The organism is Pseudomonas sp. CCOS 191 (assembly GCF_001007005.1).
In the GTDB taxonomy this organism is placed as follows: Bacteria; Pseudomonadota; Gammaproteobacteria; order Pseudomonadales; family Pseudomonadaceae; genus Aquipseudomonas; species Aquipseudomonas soli.
On sequence record NZ_LN847264.1, the window covers coordinates 4,196,415 to 4,220,441 of the forward strand.

The following is a 24,027-nucleotide window of genomic DNA, read 5'->3' on the forward strand; positions in this document are numbered from 1 at the left end:
ACTGGCCCCGCGATGCGTTTACAGGTTTACAACGTGATCGGCCTGCGCCCGGCAAATGCATGGGCCAGCGTCCCGCCATCCACCAGTTCCAGCTCGCCACCCAACGGCACGCCATGAGCGATGCGCGTGGCAGTCAGGCCCTTCTCGGCCAGCAGCTGGGCAATGTAGTGCGCCGTCGCCTCCCCTTCCACCGTGGGGTTGGTGGCCAGGATCACCTCACTGAAGGTGCCCTGCTCCTCAATCCGCGCCATCAGCTGTGGAATGCCGATGGCATCCGGCCCCAGCCCGTCCAGCGGCGAGAGATGCCCCTTGAGCACGAAGTAGCGACCGCGATAGCCGGTCTGCTCCACTGCGTACACATCCACCGGCCCCTCGACCACGCACAGTTGCGTGTCGTCACGGCGTGGATCGGCGCACTGCGGGCACAGTTCCTGTTCGGTCAAGGTCCGGCACAGGCGGCAATGACCGACGCCTTCCATGGCCTGGCTCAGGGCCTGGGCCAGGCGCGTGCCGCCACTGCGGTCGCGTTCGAGCAGTTGCAGGGCCATGCGTTGGGCGGTTTTCTGACCAACGCCGGGCAGGATGCGCAGGGCGTCGATCAGTTGGCGGATCAGGGGGCTGAAGCTCATGTGTGCAGGCCTGCCAATTCAGGAAACAGAATGAACAAGGGAGCAACGACCGTCGGGCCGTTGCTCCCCATTTGACGCCAGAAGCCGATCAGAACGGCATCTTGAAACCAGGCGGCAGCTGCATGCCAGCGGTCATGCCACCCATCTTTTCCTGGCTGCTCTGCTCGATCTTGCGCACGGCGTCGTTCAGCGCGGCGGCGATCAGGTCCTCGAGCACTTCCTTGTCGTCAGCGTCGGTCGACATCAGGCTCTGGTCGATGCTGACGCGCTTGACGTCGTGACGACCGGTCATCACCACACTGACCAGGCCGCCACCGGACTGGCCGGTGACTTCCGCATTGGCCAGCTCTTCCTGCATCTTCTGCATCTTTTCCTGCATCTGCTGGGCCTGCTTCATCAGGCCGGCCATGCCACCTTTCATCATGGGGGTATACCTCGATTGGGTCATGTGATGCGGCCCGGCACAGGCCGGCCGCATGGTTATCCGTTCATTGGCCCTGGCTGGCCAGGGCGTCTACAGGCTCAATAGTATCCTGCCTGACTGTCGCGCCGAACTGCCGGATCATCTGCTGGATGAGCGGGTCCTGTTCGATCGACACCACGGCGTCATGCTGGCGCTCGGCGCGCTTGCGCGAGGCGGCCTGGGCCGGGGTTTCCTGCTCGGGGCGGATCAGCTCGATCTTCAGGCGGATCTCGCGGCCCAGCTGCTGGTTCAGCGCATCGTTCAGCCTGCGCTGCTGCGTCGAGTTGAACAGCGCGCCCTGCCCCGGGTCCAGGTGCAACAGCCAGTCATCACCCTCGGCGGCGATCAGCGTACAGTTTGCGGCGATGTTGCCTGTCATACCGGAGACAGGCAACTGTGGGAATAATTCCAGCCATTGCAGGGCCAGGCCGGTCGCGGGCATGGCCGCCGGCAGTGGCTCCGGCGCCTGGGCAGGCGCCTCCTCCTGCACGTGCTCGGCCAGCTCGTCCAGGTAGCTGAAGCCGACCGGGTCGCTGTCGGGCGCGTAGTAGTCCTCGTCCGCCGGCGGCTCGTCGTCGCGCTCCATGCCCGCCGGGCTGTAGGCCGACGGATCGAACGGCGGTTCGTCGTAGTCCGGCTGTGGGTTGGCGGCTTCGACCGCAAGTGCAGGCTCGGGCTCAACCGGCGCCGGCGCGGCAACGGGCTCCTCCCACGGCAGGTCGATGACCTCCTCGACGGGCTGCGGCTCAGGCTCGGGCTCTGGTTCCGATTGCGGAGCCTCGACAACCTCGGCAACGACCGGCACTTCGACGACTGGCGGCTCGGGCTGTACGGGTGGCTCAGCCACGGGCTCCGGCGCGACCGCTTCAGCGACAGGGCTGGCGGCAACGGGCGGCGCCACGGCCACAGCCGCCGCTGCCACCGGTTGGGCCGGATCAGCTGTGGCCTGGCTGATCCCCGTCGGCTTTAGTACCGGCCTCGGTGCGTCGTCGCTATCGGCCGGGCGGAACGCCAGCATCCGCAGCAGGACCATCTCAAAACCGCCGCGAGGGTCCGGCGCCAATGGCAGGTCACGACGGCCGATCAAGCCCATCTGATAGTAGAACTGCACGTCTTCGGCCGGCAGGGCCTGGGCCAACGCCAGCACGCGGTCACGGTCGCCCTGGCCGTTGTCCACCGCTTCCGGCAGGGCCTGGGCGATGGCCACGCGGTGCAGCACATTGAGCATTTCCGACAGTACGCCGTTCCAGTCCGGGCCTTGCTCGGCCAGGTCACGCACCGCGGCCAGCAGCGCCCGGGCATCGCCTTCGAGCAGGGCCTGGAGCACGCCATACACCTGGCCGTGATCGAGGGTGCCGAGCATCGCCCGCACGTCGGCGGCCAGCACCCGCCCCTCGCCAAAGGCGATGGCCTGGTCGGTCAGGCTCATGGCATCGCGCATGGAGCCGTCGGCGGCGCGGCCGAGCAGCCACAGGGCATCCTCCTCGAACGGCACGTTCTCGGCGCCCAGCACGTGGGTCAGGTGCTCGACCACGCGCTCCGGGCTCATGTTCTTCAGCGAGAACTGCAGGCAGCGCGACAGGATGGTCGCCGGCAGTTTCTGCGGGTCGGTGGTGGCGAGGATGAACTTGACGTAGGGCGGCGGCTCTTCCAGCGTCTTCAACAGGGCGTTGAACGAGTGGGTGGAGAGCATGTGCACTTCGTCGATCAGGTAGACCTTGAAGCGCCCGCGGCTCGGCGCATACTGCACGTTGTCGAGCAGCTCGCGGGTGTCCTCGACCTTGGTGCGGCTGGCGGCGTCGATCTCGATCAGGTCGACGAAACGGCCCTCGTCGATCTCCCGGCATACCGAGCAGGTACCGCACGGCGTCGAGGTGATGCCGGTCTCGCAGTTCAGGCACTTGGCGATGATCCGCGCAATGGTGGTCTTGCCCACGCCCCGGGTCCCGGTGAACAGGTAGGCATGGTGCAGGCGCTGGTTGTCCAGGGCGTTGATCAAAGCCTTGAGCACATGGGTCTGGCCGACCATTTCGCGGAACGAGCGCGGACGCCATTTACGTGCAAGAACCTGATAACTCATCAAAAAACCATCGTGACCGGAGCGGGCGGAAAGAGCGCTAATGCTAGCGGAGCGGGGCCGAAATTGCACCCTGCCGATCTCGTCTAAGCTCAGTGACGGGCACACGGACGACGGATCAGGGAGGATGAGGCGTGCGGCGAGTCCTGGCCATCCTGTTGTTGTGGGTATTGTTGTGGGCCACCCACGGCCTGGCGCAACCGCCGGTGTTGCGCTTCTCCATCGCCGAAAGCTGGAGCATGCCGCTGATGCGCATCGAGGACCAGCAGCCGGCGGAAGGCATCCTCCTGGAGCTGATGCAGGCCATCGCCAGGGAGGTCGATGCCCGCCCCCAGTACCATGTGCTTGCGCGCCTGCGCCTGCAGGAGGCGATGCAGGCCGGCGAAATCGACGTACGCTGCTACGTTTCCACGCAATGGCTGACCGATCGGCCCGGCGACTATCTCTGGAGCATCCCGCTCATCGAGCAGCGCGACCTGCTGGTCGGCCGCCCCGGCGACAGCGGCCCCGTCAGCCCGGACGCACTGCCACCCCAGGCCATCGGCACCGTGCTCGGCTACACCTACCCCACGCTCGAACCGCTGTTCAGCCAGGCCCGCCTGCAGCGCGAAGATAGCCGCAATCAGTTGCTAGTCCTGCAGAAGCTCCAGGTCGGGCGCTTGCGCCATGCCGTGAGCAACCAGCTGTCGCTGCAGTGGTACAACCGCTCCCTGCCGCCGGCTCAACACCTGCAGCCCCTGGCCGTGCTTGAAGAACAGGCGCTGGGCTGCATGGTGCGCAACGCCCCCCAACTGCCGACCCAAGGCGTGCTCAGGGCGTTGGTGCGGATCAAGCAGTCGGGGGAGATGCAGCGGATCGTCGAGCGTTATACCGAGCCCCATCCGTTCGCAGGTGACGACAGCCCTCAGTTACCCGCAGCCGCGACACCCAGTGCCGCCAGGTAGAGGCCCAAACCGAACACGCAGTGCGTCGCCAGGCTGCGCAGGCAGCTCTTCAAGGGCGCGGGTGTGTTCGTCGCGAAGTACCCTGCCCCCAACGCAGGCTGCACCACGCACAACGGCACGAGCACCGAGACCACCCCGAACAGCAAGGCTGGCCACAGTGTCGGCCCTTGCAACCACCCCTCCCCGGCGATAGCCACCAGCAGCGCCGCAAACACCAGCCCCGTGGCGTAGTGAAGCAACCAACCCCACACCAGCTCCCCCCTGACCGGCGCAGCCTTGCCAATCGCCGCATGCCGCCAGCGCCCCGCGAACAGGTGGCCCGCCCAGCGCCCGACCATCGCGTAGTTCAGGGTGGTGACACCCAGGCGCCTGAGCAGCAAGGTCCACAGGTCCATGACCAGGGTGGCGCCGATGCCGACAAGCAAAATGGAAAATGCGAGAGAAGAAACGGTCATGACGAAAGCCCTTGGCAGATTGACGGAGAGGTCGATGCCAAGCAGCATGCAAGTTGAAGTCAACTTCAAGTCAAGAGGGGTTGCAATGGACATTGCCGATGTCGCCAGGCGCACCGGAGTGCCGGCGTCGACATTGCGTTACTACGCGAACAAGGGGTTGCTCAGATCACTGGCCGGCCATGGGCAGCGTCGCCAGTTCCCGCCAGACACCCCCGAGCGCCTGGCGCTGATCGCGCTGGGACAGGCGGCTGGCTTTTCGCTGGACGAAGTAGCCGCCATGCTTGACGAGCAACGGGTCGACCGCGAGTTGCTGCTGGCCAAGGCCGACGAGATCGACCGACGGATCAAACGGCTGCAGGCGATGAGCAAGGGGTTGCGGCATGCGGCGCAGTGCCCCGAGGAGAACCATCTGCAATGCCCGACCTTTCAGCGGCTGATGCAGGTGTCGGCCAGCCAGGGCAGGCGTGGAGACCTCAGTAGCCGTGCAACTCGCGGAACGGCTGGCCCTTGTGGTAGTTGATCCACTCCTCCACGTCATACGGCAGGTACAGCTGCCGACGCGCCCGCGACAGGGCGATATACACGGCGCAGATCCGGGCATCGAAGGCGTAGGCGTCCTTGAAGCGGTCGGTGGTCATCAGTTCCGGTGTCAGCAGCACCTGATCGAACTCCAGGCCGCCGGCCTCCTCGGCCATCAACAGCGTCAGGCTGTCGGGCCGCGCAGCGATGCGCGCGTCCAGCAGCGTCAGGTCCGCTAGCTTGAAACCCGCCTCAAGGCGCGCCTCGACCCAGAGGAACGCGGCATCGAAACGCTCGGACTCACGCACCTGCTGCCAGTCGATCAGGTGCGCGAAGTATGGATGCGGCCCTTCGGCATCCTGCCCCGGCGCATAGAACGCGGCCCTGAACAGCCCGATCGCCGTGGCCATGAAGCGGCGCATCTGCGGCCAATCGGGGAAATTCAACAAGCAGTTGGACTCGGCCAACTCCATGGCCCAGCGCATCGTGTCCCAGCGCGAGGCGGTCAGCACCACGCAGCCCTCGGGCGGGACGAACCCTTCGGGGAAGTGCTCGATGCCGACATCGACATGGCGCGCAGCCTCGAAGGCAACCTTGGACTTCTTCGAATGCACGCCGATCAACGGGTTGATCAGGCGTTCCACCTTGGGCCCGCTACGCACGGCAAAGGCCATGTCCTTCTGGCGCACCTGACGCTCGCGCCTGACCACCTCGCCGGAGGCCTTCTGATATTCGTCGCCCAGGGTGATCAGCACCTGGCGGCCCCGTTCGATAACCTGCAGCAGCGAGGCCGGCACGTCCTGGCTCTCGTCGATGATCACGTGGCTGAAACGCCCCGGCACGCTGCAACCAGCCAGGCTCGCTCGCTTGAGCAGCAGCAACGCCTCGAACCCGGTTTGCGCGCCCCAGGCCGGTTGCGCCTCCAGGTAGCGCCATAGCCGGCTGGCGTACTCGAGCAGGACCTGGGCATCGACGGCGGAGAGTGCTTGCCGAAAATACGGCAGATGACGATTCGACAGGCTGTAATCCCGAGAATCGCAGTAGTTGCGCAGCACTTCCAGGCAGATATCCAGGGCATGCTCGGCGTCGTACTGGCGCAAGCCGACAATCCCCAGTTCCTCGGCCAGCCTGCGCTTGCCGGGACCGCGCTGCGCCGTCCGGGCGGAAACTGCCCGGGTATCCTTCAGCAGGGCCCGGGCGAACTGGCCGAAGGTCATGCCGACCTTGGCCTGCTCATCCAGCCCCATGCGTCGACGCAAGGTGCCGAGCTTGGCCGGCGTGCGTGCCAGGGCCAGCACCCGGCCACGGGGCAGGCAGTCCATCAGCGCGCCAAGCAGGTAGCTCTTGCCGATCCCGGCATAGCCCTGCACGTGGATGTCTTCGTCGAGGTTGGCCTGGATGACCTTGAGCAGCTTGTCCTGCTCGACGGTCAGCCAGCGCTCGCTGTCGAAACCGGTGGTCACCCGCTGGCTGAACGGGTTGTCACTGTGATGCAGGCGAATGCGGTAGTCGAAATCCCACTTGCCATCGGCCAGCAGGTATTCCCGCGCCTGGACCTGCTCAGCGTCGAGCAGACGCAGCTTCGAACCCTTGATCACCTCAAGGCCGAAATAGAGCTTGCGCGCATCGAACAGCCTACGGGCCTCGGACAACAATCCCACGCCAGGCGAGTGCGCGCCATCTACCGCCCATGCCAACAGCTTACCCAGCACCTTTTCCGCCGCTCGCGCATCGACCTGCCCCTGTGCCTGGGCCAGGTTCTGGATCACCAGCACTGCCGCCAACTCCGGCTCGCCCAGGGTGTCGAGCGCCAGCGCGCCGTCGGCCAGCAAGGCCTGGCACACCTCTGCGGTGAGCGGCAGGTACACCGGATGGGAAAAGTCGAAGTGCTCGGGCTGCATGTCGGTACGGGTCCGGGGATCACTCAAGGTTTGTCGGATTCAGCGGCCTGCCCCACCACCAGGTCGAAGCGGTAGGCACCCAACGACCCAGACATGTCGCCGGGATGGCTGACATCCGCCTGCGGTGCATCGAGCACGCCATCGAGCTCATGCAGGGCCAGCTCCAGCAGCTTGCGCAAGTCACGCACCGAGCGGGCCGACACCTGCAGCTCCAAGGCCACCGCGTCAGCCTTCACCGCCACTGGCGCAGCCGCTTCCTCGAGGATGCGCTCGTGCTCTTCTTCCATCTGGTCGAGCACCTGGGACAACTCCAGCACGCGCTCGGGACTGGCGGCCATCTGGTCCTTGATTTCCAGGCGGCGCATTTGCCACTCGCGGATCTTCTGGCGGGTGAGGTCGTCGACATGTTCCACGGTCGCTATCTCCTGGCCGAATGGGCCGACACGATGGGATGCATGATAAGGCGCTGCGCGGGATCGTGCAGGCGGAAAACAGTGCGAGGGTTTAAAGAAACGCGTCTGATGTGCGACGCCTGACAGGTACGCCGGAAAAACCCTGCGCCCAAAATGGAGGCGGCCCCACCAGCCACACCCCGGCACTCGATGTTCCCGCTATGGCTGCTCCCTTCCGGGCCTGACCAGGTTAACGGGTAATCAATGCGGGGGGACCGATGGGGCCACCACGACGGCTCGCCAGCTGACGAGCCGCGCCATTGTACAACGCCAGGGCGAAGTTACAACCTTTGATCGTGAAAAAACCATCATTTCTCAAGGACTTGTGGCAAATCTATCGCGAGGCGAACCCGCCCCCACGTGCGATCACCCGTGGGAGCGGGCTTGCACCGCGACAAGGCCACCGGCCTCAGACGTCGATTCCGCGCTCCGCAAGGAAGGCCACGAAGGCATCCTCGTCCATCACCGCCACGCCCAGCTCGCTGGCCTTGGCCAGCTTCGAGCCCGCGCCGGGCCCGGCCACCACGCAATGGGTCTTGCCGGACACTGAACCCGCCACCTTGGCCCCCAGGTTTTCCAGCTTTTCCTTGGCGATATCGCGGCTCATGCGCTCCAGGGTACCGGTCAGCACCCAGGTCTGGCCGGCCAGCGGCAAACCCTCGGCGGATTTCTTCTCGCACGACCAGTGCATGCCGAAGTCCAGCAACTGGGCTTCGATGGCGCGGGCCAACTGCTGGTTGGCCTCGACCTTGAAGAACTCGCGCACCCCGTCGGCGGCCTTGGTGTTCAGGGCCTGGCGCAAGTCGATGCCATCGGCGGCGATGATCTTGTCCAGGGTGCCCAGCTTGTCCACCAGCTTCTCGGCACCGGTCGGGCCGACCGACGGGATATCGAGCTTGGCGAGCATCCCGGCGAGGGTGGTGCTGGCGGCGAACTCGGCGCCCAGCTCACCTTCATCCTGCAGTTGCATACCGCTGTCCAACAGCTGCTTGATCACCGCACGGTTGTGTTCGTCCTCGAAGAAATTATGGATCTCGTAAGCGACTTCCAGGCCGATGTCCGGCAGGTAGGTCAGCACCTGTGGCAGCGCCACCTGCACCCGCGCCAGGCTGCCCAAGGAGCGGGCCAGGACCTTGGCGGTCTCCTCGCCGACATCGGGGATGCCAAGGGCGTAGATGAAACGCGCCAGGCTCGGGCGCTTGCTGGCCTCGATGGCTTCGAGCAGCTTGCGGCTGGAGACCTCGGCAAAGCCTTCAAGGGCGACCACTTGCTCGAATTCCAGTTTGTAGAGGTCGGCCGGCGAGCGGATCAGGTTTTCATCGACCAGTTGCTCGACGCTCTTTTCGCCCAGGCCATCGATGTCCATGGCCCGGCGCGACACATAATGAATGATCGCCTGCTTGAGCTGGGCGGCGCAGCTCAGGCGCCCCACGCAGCGGTACACCGCGCCTTCGCTGGTGGTTTCCTTGCCCTTGCTGCGCTTGACCAGCTGGGTGCGCTCGACCTGCGAGCCGCACACCGGGCATTGGTTCGGCACCTGCACCGCCCGAGCGCCTTGCGGACGGCGCTCGAGCACCACCTGCATGACTTGCGGGATCACGTCGCCGGCACGGCGGATGATCACCGTGTCGCCAATGCGCAGGCCCAGGCGTGCGATCTCGTCCATGTTGTGCAGGGTGGCGTTGGAGACGGTCACACCGGCCACCTTGACCGGCTTGAGACGGGCCACTGGAGTCACCGCGCCAGTTCGCCCGACCTGGAACTCGACATCGAGCACCTCGGTGAGCTCTTCCATGGCCGGGAACTTGTGGGCAATCGCCCAGCGCGGTTCACGGGCACGGAAACCCAGCTCGCGCTGGGAGGCCAGGGCATTGACCTTGAACACCACCCCATCGATCTCGTAGGGCAGGCTGTTGCGGCGCGCACCGATGTCCCGGTAATAGGCCAGGCACTCGTCGATACCGGCGGCGTGCCTGAGCTCGCGGCTGATCGGCAGCCCCCAGGTCTTGAGTTTCTCCAGGATACCGATATGGCTGTCGCCAAACGGCTCGGACACCTGGCCGACGCCATAGCAGCAGAATTCCAGCGGGCGGCTGGCGGTGATCTTCGAGTCCAGTTGGCGCAGGCTGCCGGCGGCGGCGTTGCGCGGGTTGGCAAAGGTCTTGCCGCCGGCCTCGGCCTGGGCCGCATTGAGCCGGTCGAAACCAGCCTTGCTCATGTACACCTCGCCGCGCACTTCCAGCACCGCCGGCCAGCCCTCGCCCTGCAGCTTGAGCGGGATGTTGCGCACGGTGCGCACGTTGGCGCTGATGTCCTCACCGGTAGTGCCGTCGCCGCGGGTGGCGCCCTGCACCAGCTGGCCGTCGCGGTACAGCAGGCTCACCGCCAGCCCGTCGAGCTTGGGCTCGCAGCTGTAGTCCACGGCCGCCTGATCGCCGCCCGGCAGGTCCAGGCCTTCGACCACGCGGCGACCGAAGTCGCGCAGGTCGTCTTCCTCGAAGGCGTTGCCCAGGCTGAGCATCGGTATCTCGTGACGCACCTGGCTGAAGGCCGCCAACGCCGCGCCGCCGACGCGCTGGGTCGGCGAATCCGGTGTCACCAGGTGCGGGTGCTCGGTTTCCAGCGCCTTGAGCTCATTGAACAGGCGGTCGTATTCGGCATCGGGCACGCTGGGTTCGTCGAGCACGTAGTAGCGGTAGTTGTGCTGGTCGAGTTCGGCGCGCAGTTCGTGGATTCGGGATTCGGCGTTCATTTCTGGTCTTCTCTTGCAAAGCAAAAGAGCAGCCCCTGGCTGCTCTTTCGTTTCAATCATCGCGGCGCGGACCGAGGCAGGGTCCGCCCGCTCGGGTGTATCAGCGTTTCTGCGTCAGGGCGCGGCGCTCGAACTCGACGATGCGCTGGCGGTAGTGCTCGATGGTCTGGGCGGTCAGCACGCTGCGCTGGTCATCCTTGAGCTCGCCATTGAGCTCGTGGGCCAACTTGCGGGCGGCGGCGACCATCACGTCGAAGGCCTGTTTGGGGTGACGCGGGCCTGGCAGGCCGAGGAAGAAGCTCACCGCACGGGTGCTGAAATGGTCGATGTCGTCCAGATCGAACACGCCGGGCTTGACCGCATTGGCCATGGAGAACAGCACTTCGCCGTGGCCGGCCATGCTCTCGTGGCGATGGAAGATGTCCATCTCGCCGAAGCGCAGGCCGCTTTCCAGGATGTTCTGCAACAGCGCCGGGCCCTTGAAACCGCCTTCGTCGCGGGAGATGACACTGATCACCAGCACTTCTTCGGCCGGCGGCAGCTCTTTGGCCGGCGTGGACGCGGCAGTAAAACCGCTGTTGCGGGTGTTGTCGGCGGCGAAGTCGTCGTCGCCAGTATCGAACAGGTCCGGCTCACGCGGCTCGGCGGCCAGCTTCAGGTCGCCCTGTTGCTGCTCGCTGTTGTTGCGCTTGCCGCGCTTGGCCTTGGCCGGTTTGGCTTCACGCTCGCGTTCGCGCTCACGCACCGGGGCGCTGACCGATGGCAGGTCGCTCTCATCCAGCTCGGGCTCTTTATGGGTTTCCAGCACACGCGAAGGGCCGAGCACCTCGGCGCCGCCGCTGTCGTCGTCCGGGGCGTTGGCGTAGCTACGGTCCAGACGGAACTTCAACTTGCCCTTGCCGCCGCGCATGCGGCGCCAGCCGTCGAAAAGAATACCGGCGATGACAATGATGCCGATGACGATCAGCCACTCGCGCAGACCGATTTCCATGTAATCCCGTGCCTCTATAAAAAATATGCTTGAAAACAAAGGCTTCAAAGGCCTTTAACACGTGGCGCCAACTCTATGTTCTGACAGGCGTTTTACCCACGCAAAAAACAAGTGACATTAAGCTAGCACGACCAAAGGCAACTTTACACCGTCTGTCGCGTCTGCTGAGGCTTTTGCCTACATGTTCACACCCTTTCTTTACCCCTTATGCGTCAACCATGGCCATCGCTTCTTCCACATCAACTGCTACAAGACGTGAACAACCCGGCTCGTGCATGGTCACCCCCATCAGCTGGTCGGCCATTTCCATGGCGATCTTGTTGTGGGTGATGTAGATGAACTGCACGGTTTCGCTCATTTCCTTGACCAGGCGCGCATAGCGCCCGACGTTGGCATCGTCCAAGGGCGCGTCGACCTCGTCGAGCATGCAGAACGGCGCCGGGTTCAGCTTGAAGATGGCGAACACCAGGGCCAGGGCCGTCAGTGCCTTCTCGCCGCCGGACAGCAGATGGATGGTGCTGTTCTTCTTGCCCGGCGGGCGCGCCATGATCGTCACCCCTGTATCGAGTAGATCTTCGCCCGTCAGTTCCAGATAAGCGCTGCCGCCACCGAAAACTTTTGGGAAAAGTGCCTGTAATCCGGCATTTATCTGATCAAAGGTATCCTTGAAGCGGTTGCGGGTTTCCTTGTCGATCTTGCGGATGACGTTTTCCAGGGTCTCCAGTGCCTCGACCAGGTCGGCGTCCTGGGCATCCAGGTAGCGCTTGCGCTCGGACTGCTGCTCGTACTCTTCGATGGCCGCCAGGTTGATCGCGCCCAGACGCTGGATCCGCGCCTCGACTTGCTCCAGTGCCTGCTCGGTCCCCTGCTCGCTGGCCTCGATCTCGAGCGTGGCGAGCACGCCCTGCAGATCGTAGCCGTCGGCGAGCAGCTGCTCCTGCAAGGTCTTGCGCCGCACGTCCAGCCCCTGGGACTCCAGGCGCTGCTGCTCCAGCTGGCCGCGCAGCAACTGGGCCTGCTGCTCGGCCTGGGTGCGGCGGCGCTCGGCATCGCGCAGTTCGCGGTCTGCCTCGTCCATGTGCAGCCGCGCCTGGCGCATTTCTTCGTCGACACTCATGCGGCGCTCGAGCAGCTCTTCGAGCTTCAGGCGCAACTCTTCGAGCGGCGCCTCGCCCTCCTCAAGATTCAGGTTCAGTTGCTCCTGACGCTCGTTCAGGCGCGCGGCCTGCTGCTCCAGGCGCTCGAGCGCCTGGCGGGTCGAGTCGTGCTGGGCGCGCAACGAGCCCAGGCGCACGGCCAGTTGATGGGCATGATCCTTGTGCTGGCGGGCCTCCTGGCGGACCCGGTCGAGGCCTTCGCGCAGGGTGTCGCGGCGCGCCATCAGTTGCTCGCGCTGCTCGGTGTCCTGGGCCATCAGGTCGAGGGATTCCTGCAACAGCAGGCGTGCCTCGCCCAACTGCTCATGCTCCAGGGCGCGCTGTTCCTGGAGCTCGGCCAGTTCTTCGTGCAAGCGTCGGCGGCGCAGTTCGAGCTGTTCGGCGCGGGCCCGGCCAGCGGACAGGCGCGCCTTGAGCTCACCGTGCTGGCGGCTCTCGTCCTGGCTGCGACGGCGCAACTGCTCGCGCTGCTCCTCCAGGTCGAGCTGATGTTCACGCAGGCGCTGCAGTTGCTCGTCAAGCAGTTCGAGCGACGCCTCCTGCTCCAGTTGCTCCTGGGCCAGGCGTTCGATTTCCTGGCCCCTGGCCAGCACGCCGCCCTGGGCTTCACCACCGCGGCTGATCCGCAGGAAATGCCGCCCGACCCAGTATCCGTCGCGGCTGACCAGGCTTTGCCCAGCAGCCAGCGACGCTCGCTGCGCCAACGCCTGCTCCAGCGTTTCAACCGGCCTGACCTGCCCCAGCCAGGCCGACAGATCGGCCCGTCCCTCGACCTTGTCGAGCAGGCTGCCGGCAACACGCGAGCCCTCGCCCCCGGCCAGCAGCAGGCGCAGATCGCCCTGCTCCAGCGCGGCGAAGTCGAGGCCGGCGAAGTCGTCCAGCAGCACTGCCTGCAAGTCGGCGCCAAGCACGGTTTCCACCGCCAGCTCCCAGCCGGGCTCGACCCGCAGCCCCTCGGCCAGGCGCGGGCGCTGCTCCAGGCCCTGGGCGCGCAGCCAGTCGGCGGCCCCCACACCGGGCTCCAGCGCAGCCTGCTGCAAGGCCTCCAGCGAGGCCAGGCGCCCGCCCAGACGCTGCAGATCACCCTGCTGCTGCTGTTGCGCCTGGCTGGTCTGCTGCAATTGTTCGCGCAACCCTTCCAGGCGCTCGACCACCTGCTGCTCTTGCAGGTGCAGCTCTTCGAGCAGCAACTCGCTGCTGGCCACTTGCTCGCCCAGATCGGACGTCTCGGTGTCCTGGGTATCACCACCGAGCTGCTCGCCCTCCTCGCCCAGCTTGCGCTGGCGCTCGGCCAGGCGCTCCAGGCTGGATTCGAGCTGCGCCAGGCGCGCCTGCTGCACCTCGGCCTGACGGCGCGGCTCGGCGGAGCGGGTGTTGAAGCCGTCCCACTGCTCCTGCCAGCCGTGCATGCCAAGCTCAGCTTCCTCAAGGGTCGCGGCGGCTTCCTCGGCCGCGGCCAGGGTCAGCTCCTGCTCCGGTTCGAGCATCGCCAATTCTTCGCCGAGGGTCGCCAGCAAGGTGCGGTCGTGCCCCAGGTGCGATTCGGTTTCCAGGCGGCTGCGTTCGGCTTCCTTGAGGTCGTCCTGCAACTGGCGCAAGCGCTGCTGGCCATGCTGGATGCTCTGCTCGACGCGAGCGATATCGCCGGCCACCGAATAGAAGCGGCCCTGCACCTGGTTGAAGCGTTCGGACAACTCATGGTGACCGTCGCGCAGTCGCTCGATGCTGGCGTCGGCGTTGCGCTGTTCGGCCACCAGCGCCTCGAAGGCGACCTCCTGGTCGCCGATCACCGTCTCGCGCTGGCGCACCCGATCATCCAGGTCGCGCCAGCGCAGGGCTGCCAGGCGTGCCTTGAGCTGCCGTTCCTCGGCCTTGTACTCGCGGTACTTCTCGGCAGCCTGGGCCTGGCGGTGCAGGCGCTCGATCTGGCGTTCCAGCTCTTCGCGCAGATCGGTCAGGCGCGCGAGGTTTTCCTGGGTGCGGCGAATGCGGCTCTCGGTCTCGCGGCGACGCTCCTTGTACTTGGAGATGCCCGCCGCTTCCTCGATGAAGTTGCGCAACTCCTCGGGCTTGGCCTCGATCAGCTTGCTGATCATGCCCTGCTCGATGATCGAATAGCTGCGCGGCCCCAGACCGGTGCCGAGGAAGATATCGGTGATATCGCGGCGCCGGCACTTGGTGCCGTTCAGGTAATAGGTGTTCTGCCCGTCGCGGGTGACCTTGCGGCGGATCGAGATCTCGGCGTAGGCGGCGTACTCGCCCACCAGGCTGTTGTCGCTGTTGTCGAACACCAGCTCGATGCTGGCCTGACTGACCGGCTTACGGCTGGTGGAGCCGTTGAAGATGACATCGGTCATCGACTCGCCCCGCAGGTTCTTCGCCGAACTCTCGCCCATCACCCAGCGCACCGCGTCGATGATGTTGGATTTACCGCAGCCGTTGGGGCCGACCACGGCGGCCATGTTGCTGGGGAAGTTGACCGTGGTCGGGTCGACGAACGACTTGAACCCGGCCAGGCGGGTGCACTTCAGGCGCACCGGTCAGACCCGCGCCAGCGCCGCCAGCACCAGTTCGCAACTGCGCTGGCAATAGGCGGTAAGCACCTCGCGGATGCGCGGCAGGTCGCGGGCGACCACGGCTTCGAGCAGGCGGGCGAACAGCTCCAGGTAATCGACCATGTTGGCCTGGCGCTGGTCCAGGGCCAGGTAGTAGGCGCGGCTCATGGCCGGCTGCAGGTTCTCGACGGTTTCCTGCAGGTACGGGTTGTTGGCGAACGGATAGGCGGCGCGCATCACCGCGAAGCTGTCGCCGACGAAGGCCTTGATGTCCTTGCCGGCATGGGCCTGCTTGAGGCGCTGCTGGATGTCCAGGAACGGGCGCAGGTCGCCCTCGGTGCGCCAATGCTGGGCAACGGCGTTGCCCAGCAGGATGTAGAACTCGCCCATCAGGGCGCACAGGCTGCGTACGCTGTTCTCGTCGAGTTCGGTCACATGGGCGCCACGGCGCGGCAGAATGGCCACCAGGTGCCGGCGTTCGAGGATGAGCAGCGCCTCGCGTACCGAACCGCGGCTGACGTTGAGGGCCTGGGTGACCTTCTGCTCCTGGATGCGCTCGCCGGGTGCGAGTTCGCCGCGGATGATCCGCTCGGCCAGGTAGTGGGCAATTTGCTCGGAGAGGCTGTCCGGCGCCTTGAACGTCATGGTTTTCCTTCGCAATCTGGGTAGCTGTGCACAAGGGCGCGATTGTAGCGCACTTGCCAGGCGCTCGCGCAGCGGGACTGCGTGCTTTGTGCGACTGGCGGGTCAACTTTCCTGCACGGCGCGAACTATGCTTTGGAAAAGGCTCGATGAGGCGGTCCGGAAGGCCTTCGTGCAAATTCTTGACCTTTGAGTCAGAAAATTATTGACCCAGAGGTCAGCCCTTGCTTAGAGTCCGCCGGAACAACAATAAAACCATTGCGAGGCCCTCCCCCGTGATCCAGTTTCTCGTCAACCAGGAGCTGCGCAGCGAGCACGCCCTGGACCCGAACATGACGGTGCTGCAATACCTGCGCGAGCACCTGGGCAAACCCGGCACCAAGGAAGGCTGCGCCAGTGGCGACTGCGGTGCCTGCACCGTGGCTGTCGGCGAACTTGTGCAGGACGACAAGGGCGGCGACAGCATCCGCTACCGCAGCCTCAACTCGTGCCTGACGTTTGTCTCTTCCCTGCATGGCAAGCAACTGATCAGCGTCGAGGGTCTCAAGCACCAGGGCGAACTGCACAGCGTGCAAAAGGCCATGGCCGACTGCCATGGCTCGCAGTGCGGTTTCTGCACGCCCGGTTTCGTCATGTCGCTGTTCGCCCTGCAGAAGAACAGCCAAGGCCACGACCTGCACCAGGCCCAGGAGGCCCTGGCCGGCAACCTGTGCCGCTGCACCGGCTACCGGCCGATCCTCGAGGCCGCCGAGCAGAGCTGCGCACGCCCCTGCCGCGACCAGTTCGACGCCCAGCAGGCGCAGACCATCGCCCGCCTCAAGGCCATCGCCCCACAACAAACCGGCGAGCTCAACAGCGGCGACAAGCGCTGCCTGGTGCCGCTGACCGTGGCCGATCTGGCCGACCTGTACAGCTCGCACCCCGAGGCGCGGCTGCTGGCCGGCGGTACCGACCTGGCACTGGAAGTCACCCAGTTCCACCGCACCCTGCCGGTGATGATCTATGTCGGCCACGTCGCCGAGCTCAAGCGCATCGACAAGACCGCCAGCCACCTGGAGATCGGCGCCGCGACCCCGCTGACTGACTGCTATACCGCGCTCAACGAGGAATACCCCGACTTCGGCGACCTGCTGCACCGCTTCGCCTCGCTGCAGATCCGCAACCAGGGCACCTTGGGCGGCAATATCGGCAACGCCTCGCCGATCGGTGACTCGCCACCTCTGTTGATCGCCCTCGACGCGCAGATCGTCCTGCGCCAGGGCGAGCGCCAGCGCACCCTGGCGCTGGAAGACTACTTCATCGACTACCGCATCACTGCGCGCCAGGACAGCGAGTTCATCGAGAAGATCATCGTGCCGCGCGCCAGCAACGACTGGGCCTTCCGCGCCTACAAGGTGTCCAAGCGCCTGGACGACGATATTTCCGCGGTGTGCGCGGCATTCAACCTGAGCATCGAGAACGGTGTGGTCAGCGGCGTGCGCATCGCCTTTGGCGGCATGGCGGCAATCCCGAAACGCGCCCGCGCCTGCGAAGCCGCGCTGCGCGGCAAGCCCTGGAACCAGGCCAGCGTCGAACGCGCCTGCCAGGCCCTGGCCGAGGACTTCACCCCGCTCAGCGACTTCCGCGCCAGCCGCGAGTACCGCCTGCTGACCGCGCAGAACCTGCTGCGCAAGTACTTCATCGAACTGCAAACGCCGCATATCGAAACCCGGGTGACCGCTTATGTCTAACCATCACGCCGTCAAGAGCCAGGCCGAGATGGCCGCACTGTTCAGCCAGGACCTGACCACCGGGGTCGGCCGCAGCCTAAAGCACGACAGCGCCGACAAGCACGTGGCCGGCGAGGCGGTGTACATCGACGACCGCCTGGAATTCCCCAACCAGCTGCACGTCTATGCACGCACCGCCGACCGCGCCCATGCGCGCATCCTGCGCATCGACACCACGCCCTGCTACCAGTTCGAAGGGGTGCGCATCGCCATCACCCATGAGGACATCCCGGGGCTCAAGGATATCGGCCCAGTGGTGGCTGGCGACCCGTTGCTGGCCATCGACAAGGTCGAGTTCTTCGGCCAGCCGGTGCTCGCCGTGGCCGCCTGCGATCTCGAGACTGCAAGACGCGCCGCCATGGCGGCAATCGTCGAGTACGAAGACCTGGAACCGGTGCTCGACGTGGTCGAGGCCCTGCGCAAGAAGCACTTCGTGCTCGACAGCCACACCCACCAGCGCGGCGACTCGGCCGCTGCATTGGCCAGTGCCCCGCACCGTATCCAGGGCACCCTGCACATCGGCGGCCAGGAACACTTCTACCTGGAGACCCAGATCAGCTCGGTGATGCCCGGCGAAGATGGCGGCATGATCGTCTACTGCTCGACGCAGAACCCCACCGAGGTGCAGAAGCTGGTGGCCGAGGTGCTCGACGTGCCGATGCACAAGATCGTCGTCGACATGCGCCGCATGGGTGGCGGTTTCGGCGGCAAGGAAACCCAGGCCGCCAGCCCCGCGTGCCTGTGCGCGGTGATCGCGCGCCTGACCGGCCAGCCGACCAAGATGCGCCTGCCGCGGGTCGAAGACATGACCATGACCGGCAAGCGCCACCCGTTCTACGTCGAATACGACGTCGGCTTCGACGACAACGGCCGCCTGCACGGGATCAACTTCGACCTGGCCGGCAACTGCGGCTACTCGCCGGACCTGTCCGGCTCGATCGTCGACCGCGCCATGTTCCACTCCGACAACGCCTACTATCTGGGCGATGCCACGGTGCACGGCCACCGCTGCAAGACCAACACCGCCTCCAACACCGCCTACCGCGGCTTCGGTGGCCCGCAGGGGATGGTCGCCATCGAGCAGGTGATGGACCATATCGCCCGTCACCTGGCCCTCGACCCGCTGGCGGTGCGCAAGGCCAACTACTACGGCAAGACCGAACGCAACGTCACCCACTACTACCAGACCGTCGAGCACAACATGCTCGAGGAGATGACCGCCGAGCTCGAGGCCAGCAGCGACTACCATGAGCGCCGCGAGTCGATCCGCCGCTTCAACGCCAACAGCCCGGTGCTGAAGAAGGGCCTGGCGCTGACCCCGGTGAAGTTCGGCATCTCGTTCACCGCCACCTTCCTCAACCAGGCAGGTGCCTTGATTCACATCTACACCGACGGCAGCATCCACCTCAACCACGGTGGCACCGAGATGGGCCAGGGCCTGAACACCAAGGTCGCCCAGGTGGTGGCGCAAGTGTTCCAGGTGGATTTCAACCGCATCCAGATCACCGCCACCAATACCGACAAGGTGCCCAACACCTCGCCCACCGCCGCCTCCAGCGGTGCCGACCTGAACGGCAAGGCCGCGCAGAACGCCGCCGAGATCCTCAAGAAGCGCCTGACCGAGTTCGCCGCCCGGCACTACAACGTCACCGAGGAAGACGTCGAGTTCCGCAACGGCCATGTGCGCGTGCGCGAGCAGATCGTCAGCTTCGAGCAGTTGGTGCAGCAGGCTTACTTCGCCCAGGTATCGCTGTCGACCACCGGTTTCTACCGTACGCCGAAGATTTTCTACGACCGCAACCAGGCCCGTGGCCGCCCGTTCTACTACTTCGCCTTCGGCGCCGCCTGCGTGGAGGTGATCGTCGATACCCTCACCGGTGAATACAAGATGCTGCGCGCCGACATCCTGCACGACGTGGGCGACTCACTGAACCCGGCCATCGACATCGGCCAGGTGGAGGGTGGCTTCGTCCAGGGCATGGGCTGGCTGACCACCGAGGAGCTGGTGTGGAACGCCAAGGGCAAGCTGATGACCAACGGCCCGGCCAGCTACAAGATCCCGGCAGTGGCCGACATGCCGATCGACATGCGCGTCAAGCTGGTGGAGAACCGCAAGAACCCCGAGGACACCGTGTTCCATTCCAAGGCCGTGGGCGAGCCGCCGTTCATGCTCGGCATTGCCGCCTGGTGCGCGATCAAGGACGCGGTGGCGAGCATCGCCGACTACCGCGTACAACCGAACATCGATGCGCCATCGACGCCGGAGCGGGTGTTGTGGGGTTGCGAGCAGATGCGCAAGGCGGTGGCCGTGCAGCATCCAGCCGAGCAAGAACTGGAAACCGTGAATCACTGAGGTTGGGTGGGCGCCTGTACGGGCCTCATCGCCGGCAAGCCGGCTCCCACAAAGGCCTGCAGTACAGCGCAGCATCTGTGGGAGCCGGCTTGCCGGCGATGAGGCCCGTACAGACCACCAGAAATGAGGATCTGTCTATGCACCAATGGATCAACGCCCTCGCCGACCACCAAGCCCGTGGCGAACCCTGCGTGCTGGTGACCATCATCGAGGAGCGCGGCTCCACTCCGCGCAACGCCGGCTCGAAAATGGTGGTCAGCGTCAACGCGCTGTACGACACCATAGGCGGCGGCCACCTGGAGTTCAAGGCCCTGCACATCGCCCGGCAGATGCTCGCGGAACACCGCAGCACCCCGCACCTGGAGCGCTTCAGCCTCGGCGCCAGCCTCGGCCAGTGCTGCGGCGGCGCCACCGTGCTGCTGTTCGAGCCGATGAGTGGCGTGCAGGCCGAGATCGCCGTGTTCGGCGCGGGCCATGTCGGCCGCGCTCTGGTACCCTTGCTCGCCGCGCTGCCCTGCCGGGTGCGCTGGATCGATTCGCGCGAGCAGGAGTTTCCCGCGCTCATCCCCGACGGGGTGAGCAAGATCGTCAGCGAAGAGCCGGTCGACGAAGTCGCCGACCTGCCCGCCGGCAGCTACTGCATCGTCATGACCCATAACCACCAGCTGGACCTGGAGCTGACCGCCGCGATCCTCAAGCGCAACGACTTCACCTGGTTCGGCCTGATCGGTTCGAAGACCAAGCGTGTCAAGTTCGAGCACCGCCTGCGCGAGCGCGGCTTCGAAGACGCGCTGATGGCGCGCATGCGCTGCCCGATGGGCCTGGCCGAGGTCAAGGGCAAGCTGCCGATCGAGATCGCCGTGTCCATCGCCGCCGAAATCATTGCCACCTACAACGCCTGCTTCGGCCAGCACGACGCTGCCGCCAATTCAGGCCCCATCGCCCAGTTGCTGCCGTCCTCGCGACGCAGCCAGACCCTTTGACGAGAGCCCCATGAGCGCAACCCGCAAAGCCTACCGAGCCGCCATCCTGCACAGCATCGCCGACCCCGCCGAGGTCGGCCTGGAGGCGTCCTGCGAATACTATGAAGACGGCCTGCTGGTGGTCGACGACGGCCGCATCAGCGCCCTGGGCCATGCCAGCGAGCTGCTGCCGACCCTCGATGCCGCCATCCCGGTGCAACACTACCAGGACGCCCTGATCACCCCGGGCTTCATCGACACCCATATCCACTTCCCGCAGACCGGCATGATCGGCTCCTACGGCGAGCAGCTGCTGGACTGGCTGAACACCTACACCTTCCCCTGCGAGAAGCAGTTCGCCGACAAGGCCCATGCCGACCAGGTGGCGAAGATCTTCCTCGCCGAACTGCTGCGCAACGGCACCACCACCGCGCTGGTGTTCGGCAGCGTGCACCCCGAGTCGGTCAACGCCCTGTTCGAGGAGGCCGAGCGCCTGGACCTGCGCATGATCGCCGGCAAGGTGATGATGGACCGCAACGCCCCCGACTACCTCACCGACACCGCCGAGTCCAGCTATCGCGACAGCAAGATGCTGATCGAGCGCTGGCACGGCAAGGGGCGCCTGCACTACGCGGTGACCCCGCGCTTCGCGCCGACCAGCACGCCGGAACAGTTGAGCGTGGCCGGTCAGTTGCTCAAGGAGCACCCGGGCGTGTACATGCACACCCACCTGTCGGAGAACCTCAAGGAAATCGATTGGGTCAAGGAGCTGTTCCCCGAGCAGAAAGGCTACCTGGACGTCTATGACCACTTCGAGCTGCTCGGCGAGCGCTCGGTATTCGCCCACGGCGTGCACCTGTGCGACGACGAGTGCCAGCGCCTGGCCGAAACCGGTTCGGCCATCGCCTTCTGCCCGACCTCCAACCTGTTCCTCGGCAGCGGCCTGTTCAACCTGCCCCAAGCCGAGCGCTTCAAGGTCAATGTCGGCCTGGGCACCGATGTCGGCGCCGGCACCAGCTTCTCGCTGCTCAACACCCTGAACGAGGCGTACAAGGTGATGCAGCTGCAAGGCGCGCGCCTGCACCCGTACAAGTCGCTGTACCTGGCCACCCTCGGCGGTGCCCGCGCCCTGCGCCTGGACGACCGCATCGGCAGCCTGCGCCCGGGCAATGATGCCGACTTCGTGGTGCTCGACTACAAGGCCACCCCGCTGCTGGACTACCGCCTGCAGCAGTCCAGGAGCATCGAGGAGACCTTGTTCGTGCTCACCACCCTGGGCGACGACCGCACCGTGCGCGAGACCTACGCCGCCGGGCGTTGCGTGCACCAGCGCTAGGGTTTGTTTGAAAAGTCTTGAGACGAAGGTCAGGCAAGGCGAAAACAGCCGAGGAAGCGGAGTTTACGGGTTGTAAATGAGCATTCCGAGGCTGTTTTCAACGCAGCATCACCGAGTATCAAGGCTTTTCATACAGAGCCTAAGGTTGCTTGGCCAGGCCTCTATACAGCGCACCGCCGATCGCCGCGCCGATCAGCGGTGCCAGCCAGAACAGCCAAAGTTGCTGCAAGGCCCAGCCACCGACGAACAGCGCAGGCCCGGTGCTGCGCGCCGGGTTCACCGAGGTGTTGGTGACCGGGATCGAGATCAGGTGGATCAAGGTCAGCGCCAGGCCAATGGCGATCGGCGCAAACCCGGCCGGTGCCCGGGCGTCCGTGGCGCCCATGATGATCATCAGGAACATCGCGGTCATCACCACTTCGCTGACAAAACCTGCGGCCAGGGTGTAGCCGCCGGGCGAGTGTTCGCCATAACCATTCGAGGCCATGCCGTTACCCACCTCGAAACCGGCCTTGCCGGTGGCGATGAAGTAGATCACCGCGGCGGCGAGGATCGCGCCGACCACCTGGGCAATCACATAGGGCAGCAACTCTTTTGCCGGGAATCGTCCCCCCACCACCAGCCCGAACGACACGGCGGGATTGAGGTGGCAACCGGAGATATGGCCGATGGCGAATGCCATGGTCAGGACGGTAAGGCCGAAAGCGAAGGCGACACCCAGGACACCGATGCCGACAGGCGAGCTGGCGGCCAGCACCGCACTGCCACAACCACCCAGGACCAACCAGAAGGTGCCGACCAGCTCGGCACCCATGCGCACACCCAGGGATGAACTCATGGACCATTCCTCAAGTAATTGGACGCAACGACTGCGCAAGCCCAACTGCTTGATGAAGGTTTGCTGAGGAAAATCTAGCAGAGCTTTGGCCAGTAGCCAGAAACGACCAGGGGCCGCTTCGCGCCCCATCGCCGGCAAGCCGGCTCCCACCTCGATCGCGTAGTTCTCAAGACGTGCGCTTTATCTGTGGGAGCCGGCTTGCCGGCGATGGGCCGCAAAGCGGCCCCTGGTTCATGCAGGCAAACGATCAACCCTTGGCGGTAGCCTTGGGCTTTTTCAGCAGGTGGGAGAACACCGCGTGCAGGTCGTCCGAAGCGCTCTCCTCGTCGAGGTTGAGCTTGCTGTCGATATGGTCCATGTGATGCATCATCAGGCTTACCGCCTGCTCGGCATCACGGGCCTCGATCGCATCGATCAGCTGCATGTGCTCATCGTACGAGCAGTGCGAGCGGTTACCGCTTTCGTACTGGGCGATGATCAGCGAAGTCTGCGACACCAGGCTGCGCTGGAAGCTCACCAGTGGCGCATTGCCAGCGGCTTCGGCCAGCTTGAGGTGGAACTCGCCGGACAGGCGGATACCGGCGCCACGGTCACCACGGGAGAAGCTGTCACGCTCCTCGCGGACCATCTGGCGCAGTTCGTTGAGCTGTTCGAGGGTGGCGTGCTGCACGGCCAGCTCGGTGATCGCGCGCTCGACCATGCGCCGCGAGAAGAACACCTGCCGCGCCTCCTCGACCGTGGGGCTGGCCACCACCGCACCACGGTTGGGCCGCAACAGCACCACGCTTTCATGGGCCAGGCGCGACAGGGCGCGGCGGATGATGGTGCGGCTGACGCCGAAGATCTCGCCCAGTGCTTCCTCGCTCAACTTGGTGCCCGGTGCCAGACGCTGCTCGAGGATCGCCTCGAAGATATGCGCATAGACGATGTCGTCCTGGGTACCGCTGCGGCCGGCCTTGCCAGTGCGCACAGGTTTTTTCAGAGGTTGCAGCTGTTCGTTCATGGGCTCTCGAGCACAAAGGATCTGCCAGTCGGACCGTGACTGTAATACCGGTCAGCGGGGGGATGGCAAGTCCTGGAAGAAGAAAAGGGGCCAAGGTATGGCGCCATTGTACACAGGCTGACCCGTTTCTGCAGGTGGCCTTTTACCCTTATAGCCGTTGTACGGCAGTTTGTGAGCACAAAAGATAAAACATTATTTGCATTCTTTGTACACAAACGCATAATTCTGC

At 65.2% G+C, this 24,027-nt stretch carries 18 protein-coding genes and 1 other RNA gene; 6 read left to right on the plus strand and 13 right to left on the minus strand.

Annotated elements, in window-relative coordinates:
• Positions 1-26: 26 nt before the first annotated feature.
• The 3 genes from recR to dnaX form a co-directional block, all read right to left on the minus strand.
• Positions 27-629, minus strand: a complete 603-nt coding sequence (gene recR, locus CCOS191_RS18565) for a recombination mediator RecR (protein ID WP_046856473.1) — start codon at positions 627-629, stop codon at positions 27-29.
• Between the two features lie 88 nt (positions 630-717).
• A complete protein-coding gene (locus tag CCOS191_RS18570) occupies positions 718-1,053 on the minus strand; it encodes a YbaB/EbfC family nucleoid-associated protein (protein WP_023632783.1) in 336 nt (111 codons plus the stop codon).
• 64 nt (positions 1,054-1,117) lie between these two features.
• Positions 1,118-3,172, minus strand: coding sequence for a DNA polymerase III subunit gamma/tau (dnaX, locus tag CCOS191_RS18575; protein ID WP_046856474.1), 2,055 nt, complete (start codon positions 3,170-3,172; stop codon positions 1,118-1,120).
• Positions 3,173-3,303: 131 nt separating this feature from the next.
• Between dnaX and CCOS191_RS18580 the strand changes: the two genes are divergently transcribed.
• Positions 3,304-4,113, plus strand: coding sequence for a substrate-binding periplasmic protein (locus tag CCOS191_RS18580; RefSeq protein WP_082120458.1), 810 nt, complete (start codon positions 3,304-3,306; stop codon positions 4,111-4,113).
• On the opposite strand, the gene CCOS191_RS18585 is transcribed toward CCOS191_RS18580, so the two are convergent.
• Positions 4,074-4,568: a DUF2938 domain-containing protein gene (locus CCOS191_RS18585; RefSeq protein ID WP_046857863.1), complete on the minus strand. Its 495-nt coding sequence runs from the start codon at positions 4,566-4,568 to the stop codon at positions 4,074-4,076. The two genes, CCOS191_RS18580 and CCOS191_RS18585, sit on opposite strands and share 40 nt — an antisense overlap.
• An 85-nt stretch (positions 4,569-4,653) precedes the next feature.
• Here CCOS191_RS18585 and CCOS191_RS18590 point away from each other — a divergent pair, with 85 nt between their 5' ends.
• Positions 4,654-5,088: a helix-turn-helix domain-containing protein gene (locus tag CCOS191_RS18590; RefSeq protein WP_046856475.1), complete on the plus strand. Its 435-nt coding sequence runs from the start codon at positions 4,654-4,656 to the stop codon at positions 5,086-5,088.
• Here the strand turns inward: CCOS191_RS18590 and CCOS191_RS18595 are convergent.
• From CCOS191_RS18595 to CCOS191_RS18620, 7 genes are all read right to left on the minus strand, one after another.
• Entirely contained in the window at positions 5,042-6,988 is a 1,947-nt protein-coding gene (locus tag CCOS191_RS18595; protein ID WP_046856476.1) for a hypothetical protein, read from the minus strand. The genes CCOS191_RS18590 and CCOS191_RS18595 overlap by 47 nt on opposite strands.
• A gap of 23 nt (positions 6,989-7,011) precedes the next feature.
• Positions 7,012-7,401, minus strand: coding sequence for a hypothetical protein (locus CCOS191_RS18600; protein WP_046856477.1), 390 nt, complete (start codon positions 7,399-7,401; stop codon positions 7,012-7,014).
• A 163-nt stretch (positions 7,402-7,564) separates the two neighbouring features.
• Positions 7,565-7,661: signal recognition particle sRNA small type (gene ffs, locus CCOS191_RS27560), an RNA gene on the minus strand.
• 188 nt (positions 7,662-7,849) lie between these two features.
• Entirely contained in the window at positions 7,850-10,192 is a 2,343-nt protein-coding gene (gene ligA, locus CCOS191_RS18605) for an NAD-dependent DNA ligase LigA (protein ID WP_046856478.1), read from the minus strand.
• Between the two features lie 100 nt (positions 10,193-10,292).
• Entirely contained in the window at positions 10,293-11,183 is an 891-nt protein-coding gene (gene zipA / locus CCOS191_RS18610; RefSeq protein WP_046856479.1) for a cell division protein ZipA, read from the minus strand.
• A gap of 205 nt (positions 11,184-11,388) precedes the next feature.
• On the minus strand, positions 11,389-14,877 hold the full coding sequence (gene smc / locus CCOS191_RS18615) for a chromosome segregation protein SMC (protein WP_046856480.1): 3,489 nt from the start codon (positions 14,875-14,877) through the stop codon (positions 11,389-11,391).
• A 3-nt stretch (positions 14,878-14,880) separates the two neighbouring features.
• On the minus strand, positions 14,881-15,540 hold the full coding sequence (locus tag CCOS191_RS18620; RefSeq protein WP_023631392.1) for a GntR family transcriptional regulator: 660 nt from the start codon (positions 15,538-15,540) through the stop codon (positions 14,881-14,883).
• A gap of 272 nt (positions 15,541-15,812) precedes the next feature.
• Here CCOS191_RS18620 and xdhA point away from each other — a divergent pair, with 272 nt between their 5' ends.
• The 4 genes from xdhA to guaD all read left to right on the plus strand — a co-directional run bounded on the left by xdhA (position 15,813) and on the right by guaD (position 21,957).
• On the plus strand, positions 15,813-17,267 hold the full coding sequence (xdhA, locus tag CCOS191_RS18625; RefSeq protein ID WP_023631391.1) for a xanthine dehydrogenase small subunit: 1,455 nt from the start codon (positions 15,813-15,815) through the stop codon (positions 17,265-17,267).
• Entirely contained in the window at positions 17,260-19,659 is a 2,400-nt protein-coding gene (xdhB, locus tag CCOS191_RS18630) for a xanthine dehydrogenase molybdopterin binding subunit (protein WP_046856481.1), read from the plus strand. Before xdhA ends, xdhB begins: the two co-directional genes overlap by 8 nt.
• A gap of 137 nt (positions 19,660-19,796) precedes the next feature.
• Positions 19,797-20,642 carry a xanthine dehydrogenase accessory protein XdhC gene (xdhC, locus tag CCOS191_RS18635; protein WP_046856482.1) on the plus strand — a complete coding sequence of 282 codons (846 nt, stop codon included), beginning with the start codon at positions 19,797-19,799 and terminating at the stop codon, positions 20,640-20,642.
• Between the two features lie 10 nt (positions 20,643-20,652).
• On the plus strand, positions 20,653-21,957 hold the full coding sequence (gene guaD / locus CCOS191_RS18640) for a guanine deaminase (RefSeq protein ID WP_046856483.1): 1,305 nt from the start codon (positions 20,653-20,655) through the stop codon (positions 21,955-21,957).
• Positions 21,958-22,096: 139 nt separating this feature from the next.
• Here guaD and aqpZ read toward each other — a convergent pair whose 3' ends face one another.
• Both aqpZ and CCOS191_RS18650 read right to left on the minus strand, forming a co-directional pair.
• Positions 22,097-22,795 (minus strand): aquaporin Z, encoded by a 699-nt coding sequence (gene aqpZ, locus CCOS191_RS18645; RefSeq protein ID WP_046856484.1) that lies wholly within the window; start codon positions 22,793-22,795, stop codon positions 22,097-22,099.
• Between the two features lie 247 nt (positions 22,796-23,042).
• Positions 23,043-23,798: a GntR family transcriptional regulator gene (locus CCOS191_RS18650; protein WP_038705701.1), complete on the minus strand. Its 756-nt coding sequence runs from the start codon at positions 23,796-23,798 to the stop codon at positions 23,043-23,045.
• Positions 23,799-24,027 lie beyond the last annotated feature (229 nt).

Excerpts from the sequence above, each read along its gene's own strand:
- recR (WP_046856473.1), bottom strand. The coding sequence starts at position 629 with ATGAGCTTCAGCCCCCTGATCCGCCAACTGATCGACGCCCTGCGCATC.
- CCOS191_RS18570 (WP_023632783.1), bottom strand. The coding sequence starts at position 1,053 with ATGATGAAAGGTGGCATGGCCGGCCTGATGAAGCAGGCCCAGCAGATG.
- dnaX (WP_046856474.1), bottom strand. The coding sequence starts at position 3,172 with ATGAGTTATCAGGTTCTTGCACGTAAATGGCGTCCGCGCTCGTTCCGC.
- CCOS191_RS18585 (WP_046857863.1), bottom strand. The coding sequence starts at position 4,568 with ATGACCGTTTCTTCTCTCGCATTTTCCATTTTGCTTGTCGGCATCGGC.
- CCOS191_RS18590 (WP_046856475.1), top strand. The coding sequence starts at position 4,654 with ATGGACATTGCCGATGTCGCCAGGCGCACCGGAGTGCCGGCGTCGACA.
- CCOS191_RS18595 (WP_046856476.1), bottom strand. The coding sequence starts at position 6,988 with ATGCAGCCCGAGCACTTCGACTTTTCCCATCCGGTGTACCTGCCGCTC.
- ligA (WP_046856478.1), bottom strand. The coding sequence starts at position 10,192 with ATGAACGCCGAATCCCGAATCCACGAACTGCGCGCCGAACTCGACCAG.
- zipA (WP_046856479.1), bottom strand. The coding sequence starts at position 11,183 with ATGGAAATCGGTCTGCGCGAGTGGCTGATCGTCATCGGCATCATTGTC.
- CCOS191_RS18620 (WP_023631392.1), bottom strand. The coding sequence starts at position 15,540 with ATGACGTTCAAGGCGCCGGACAGCCTCTCCGAGCAAATTGCCCACTAC.
- xdhB (WP_046856481.1), top strand. The coding sequence starts at position 17,260 with ATGTCTAACCATCACGCCGTCAAGAGCCAGGCCGAGATGGCCGCACTG.
- xdhC (WP_046856482.1), top strand. The coding sequence starts at position 19,797 with ATGCACCAATGGATCAACGCCCTCGCCGACCACCAAGCCCGTGGCGAA.
- guaD (WP_046856483.1), top strand. The coding sequence starts at position 20,653 with ATGAGCGCAACCCGCAAAGCCTACCGAGCCGCCATCCTGCACAGCATC.
- aqpZ (WP_046856484.1), bottom strand. The coding sequence starts at position 22,795 with ATGAGTTCATCCCTGGGTGTGCGCATGGGTGCCGAGCTGGTCGGCACC.
- CCOS191_RS18650 (WP_038705701.1), bottom strand. The coding sequence starts at position 23,798 with ATGAACGAACAGCTGCAACCTCTGAAAAAACCTGTGCGCACTGGCAAG.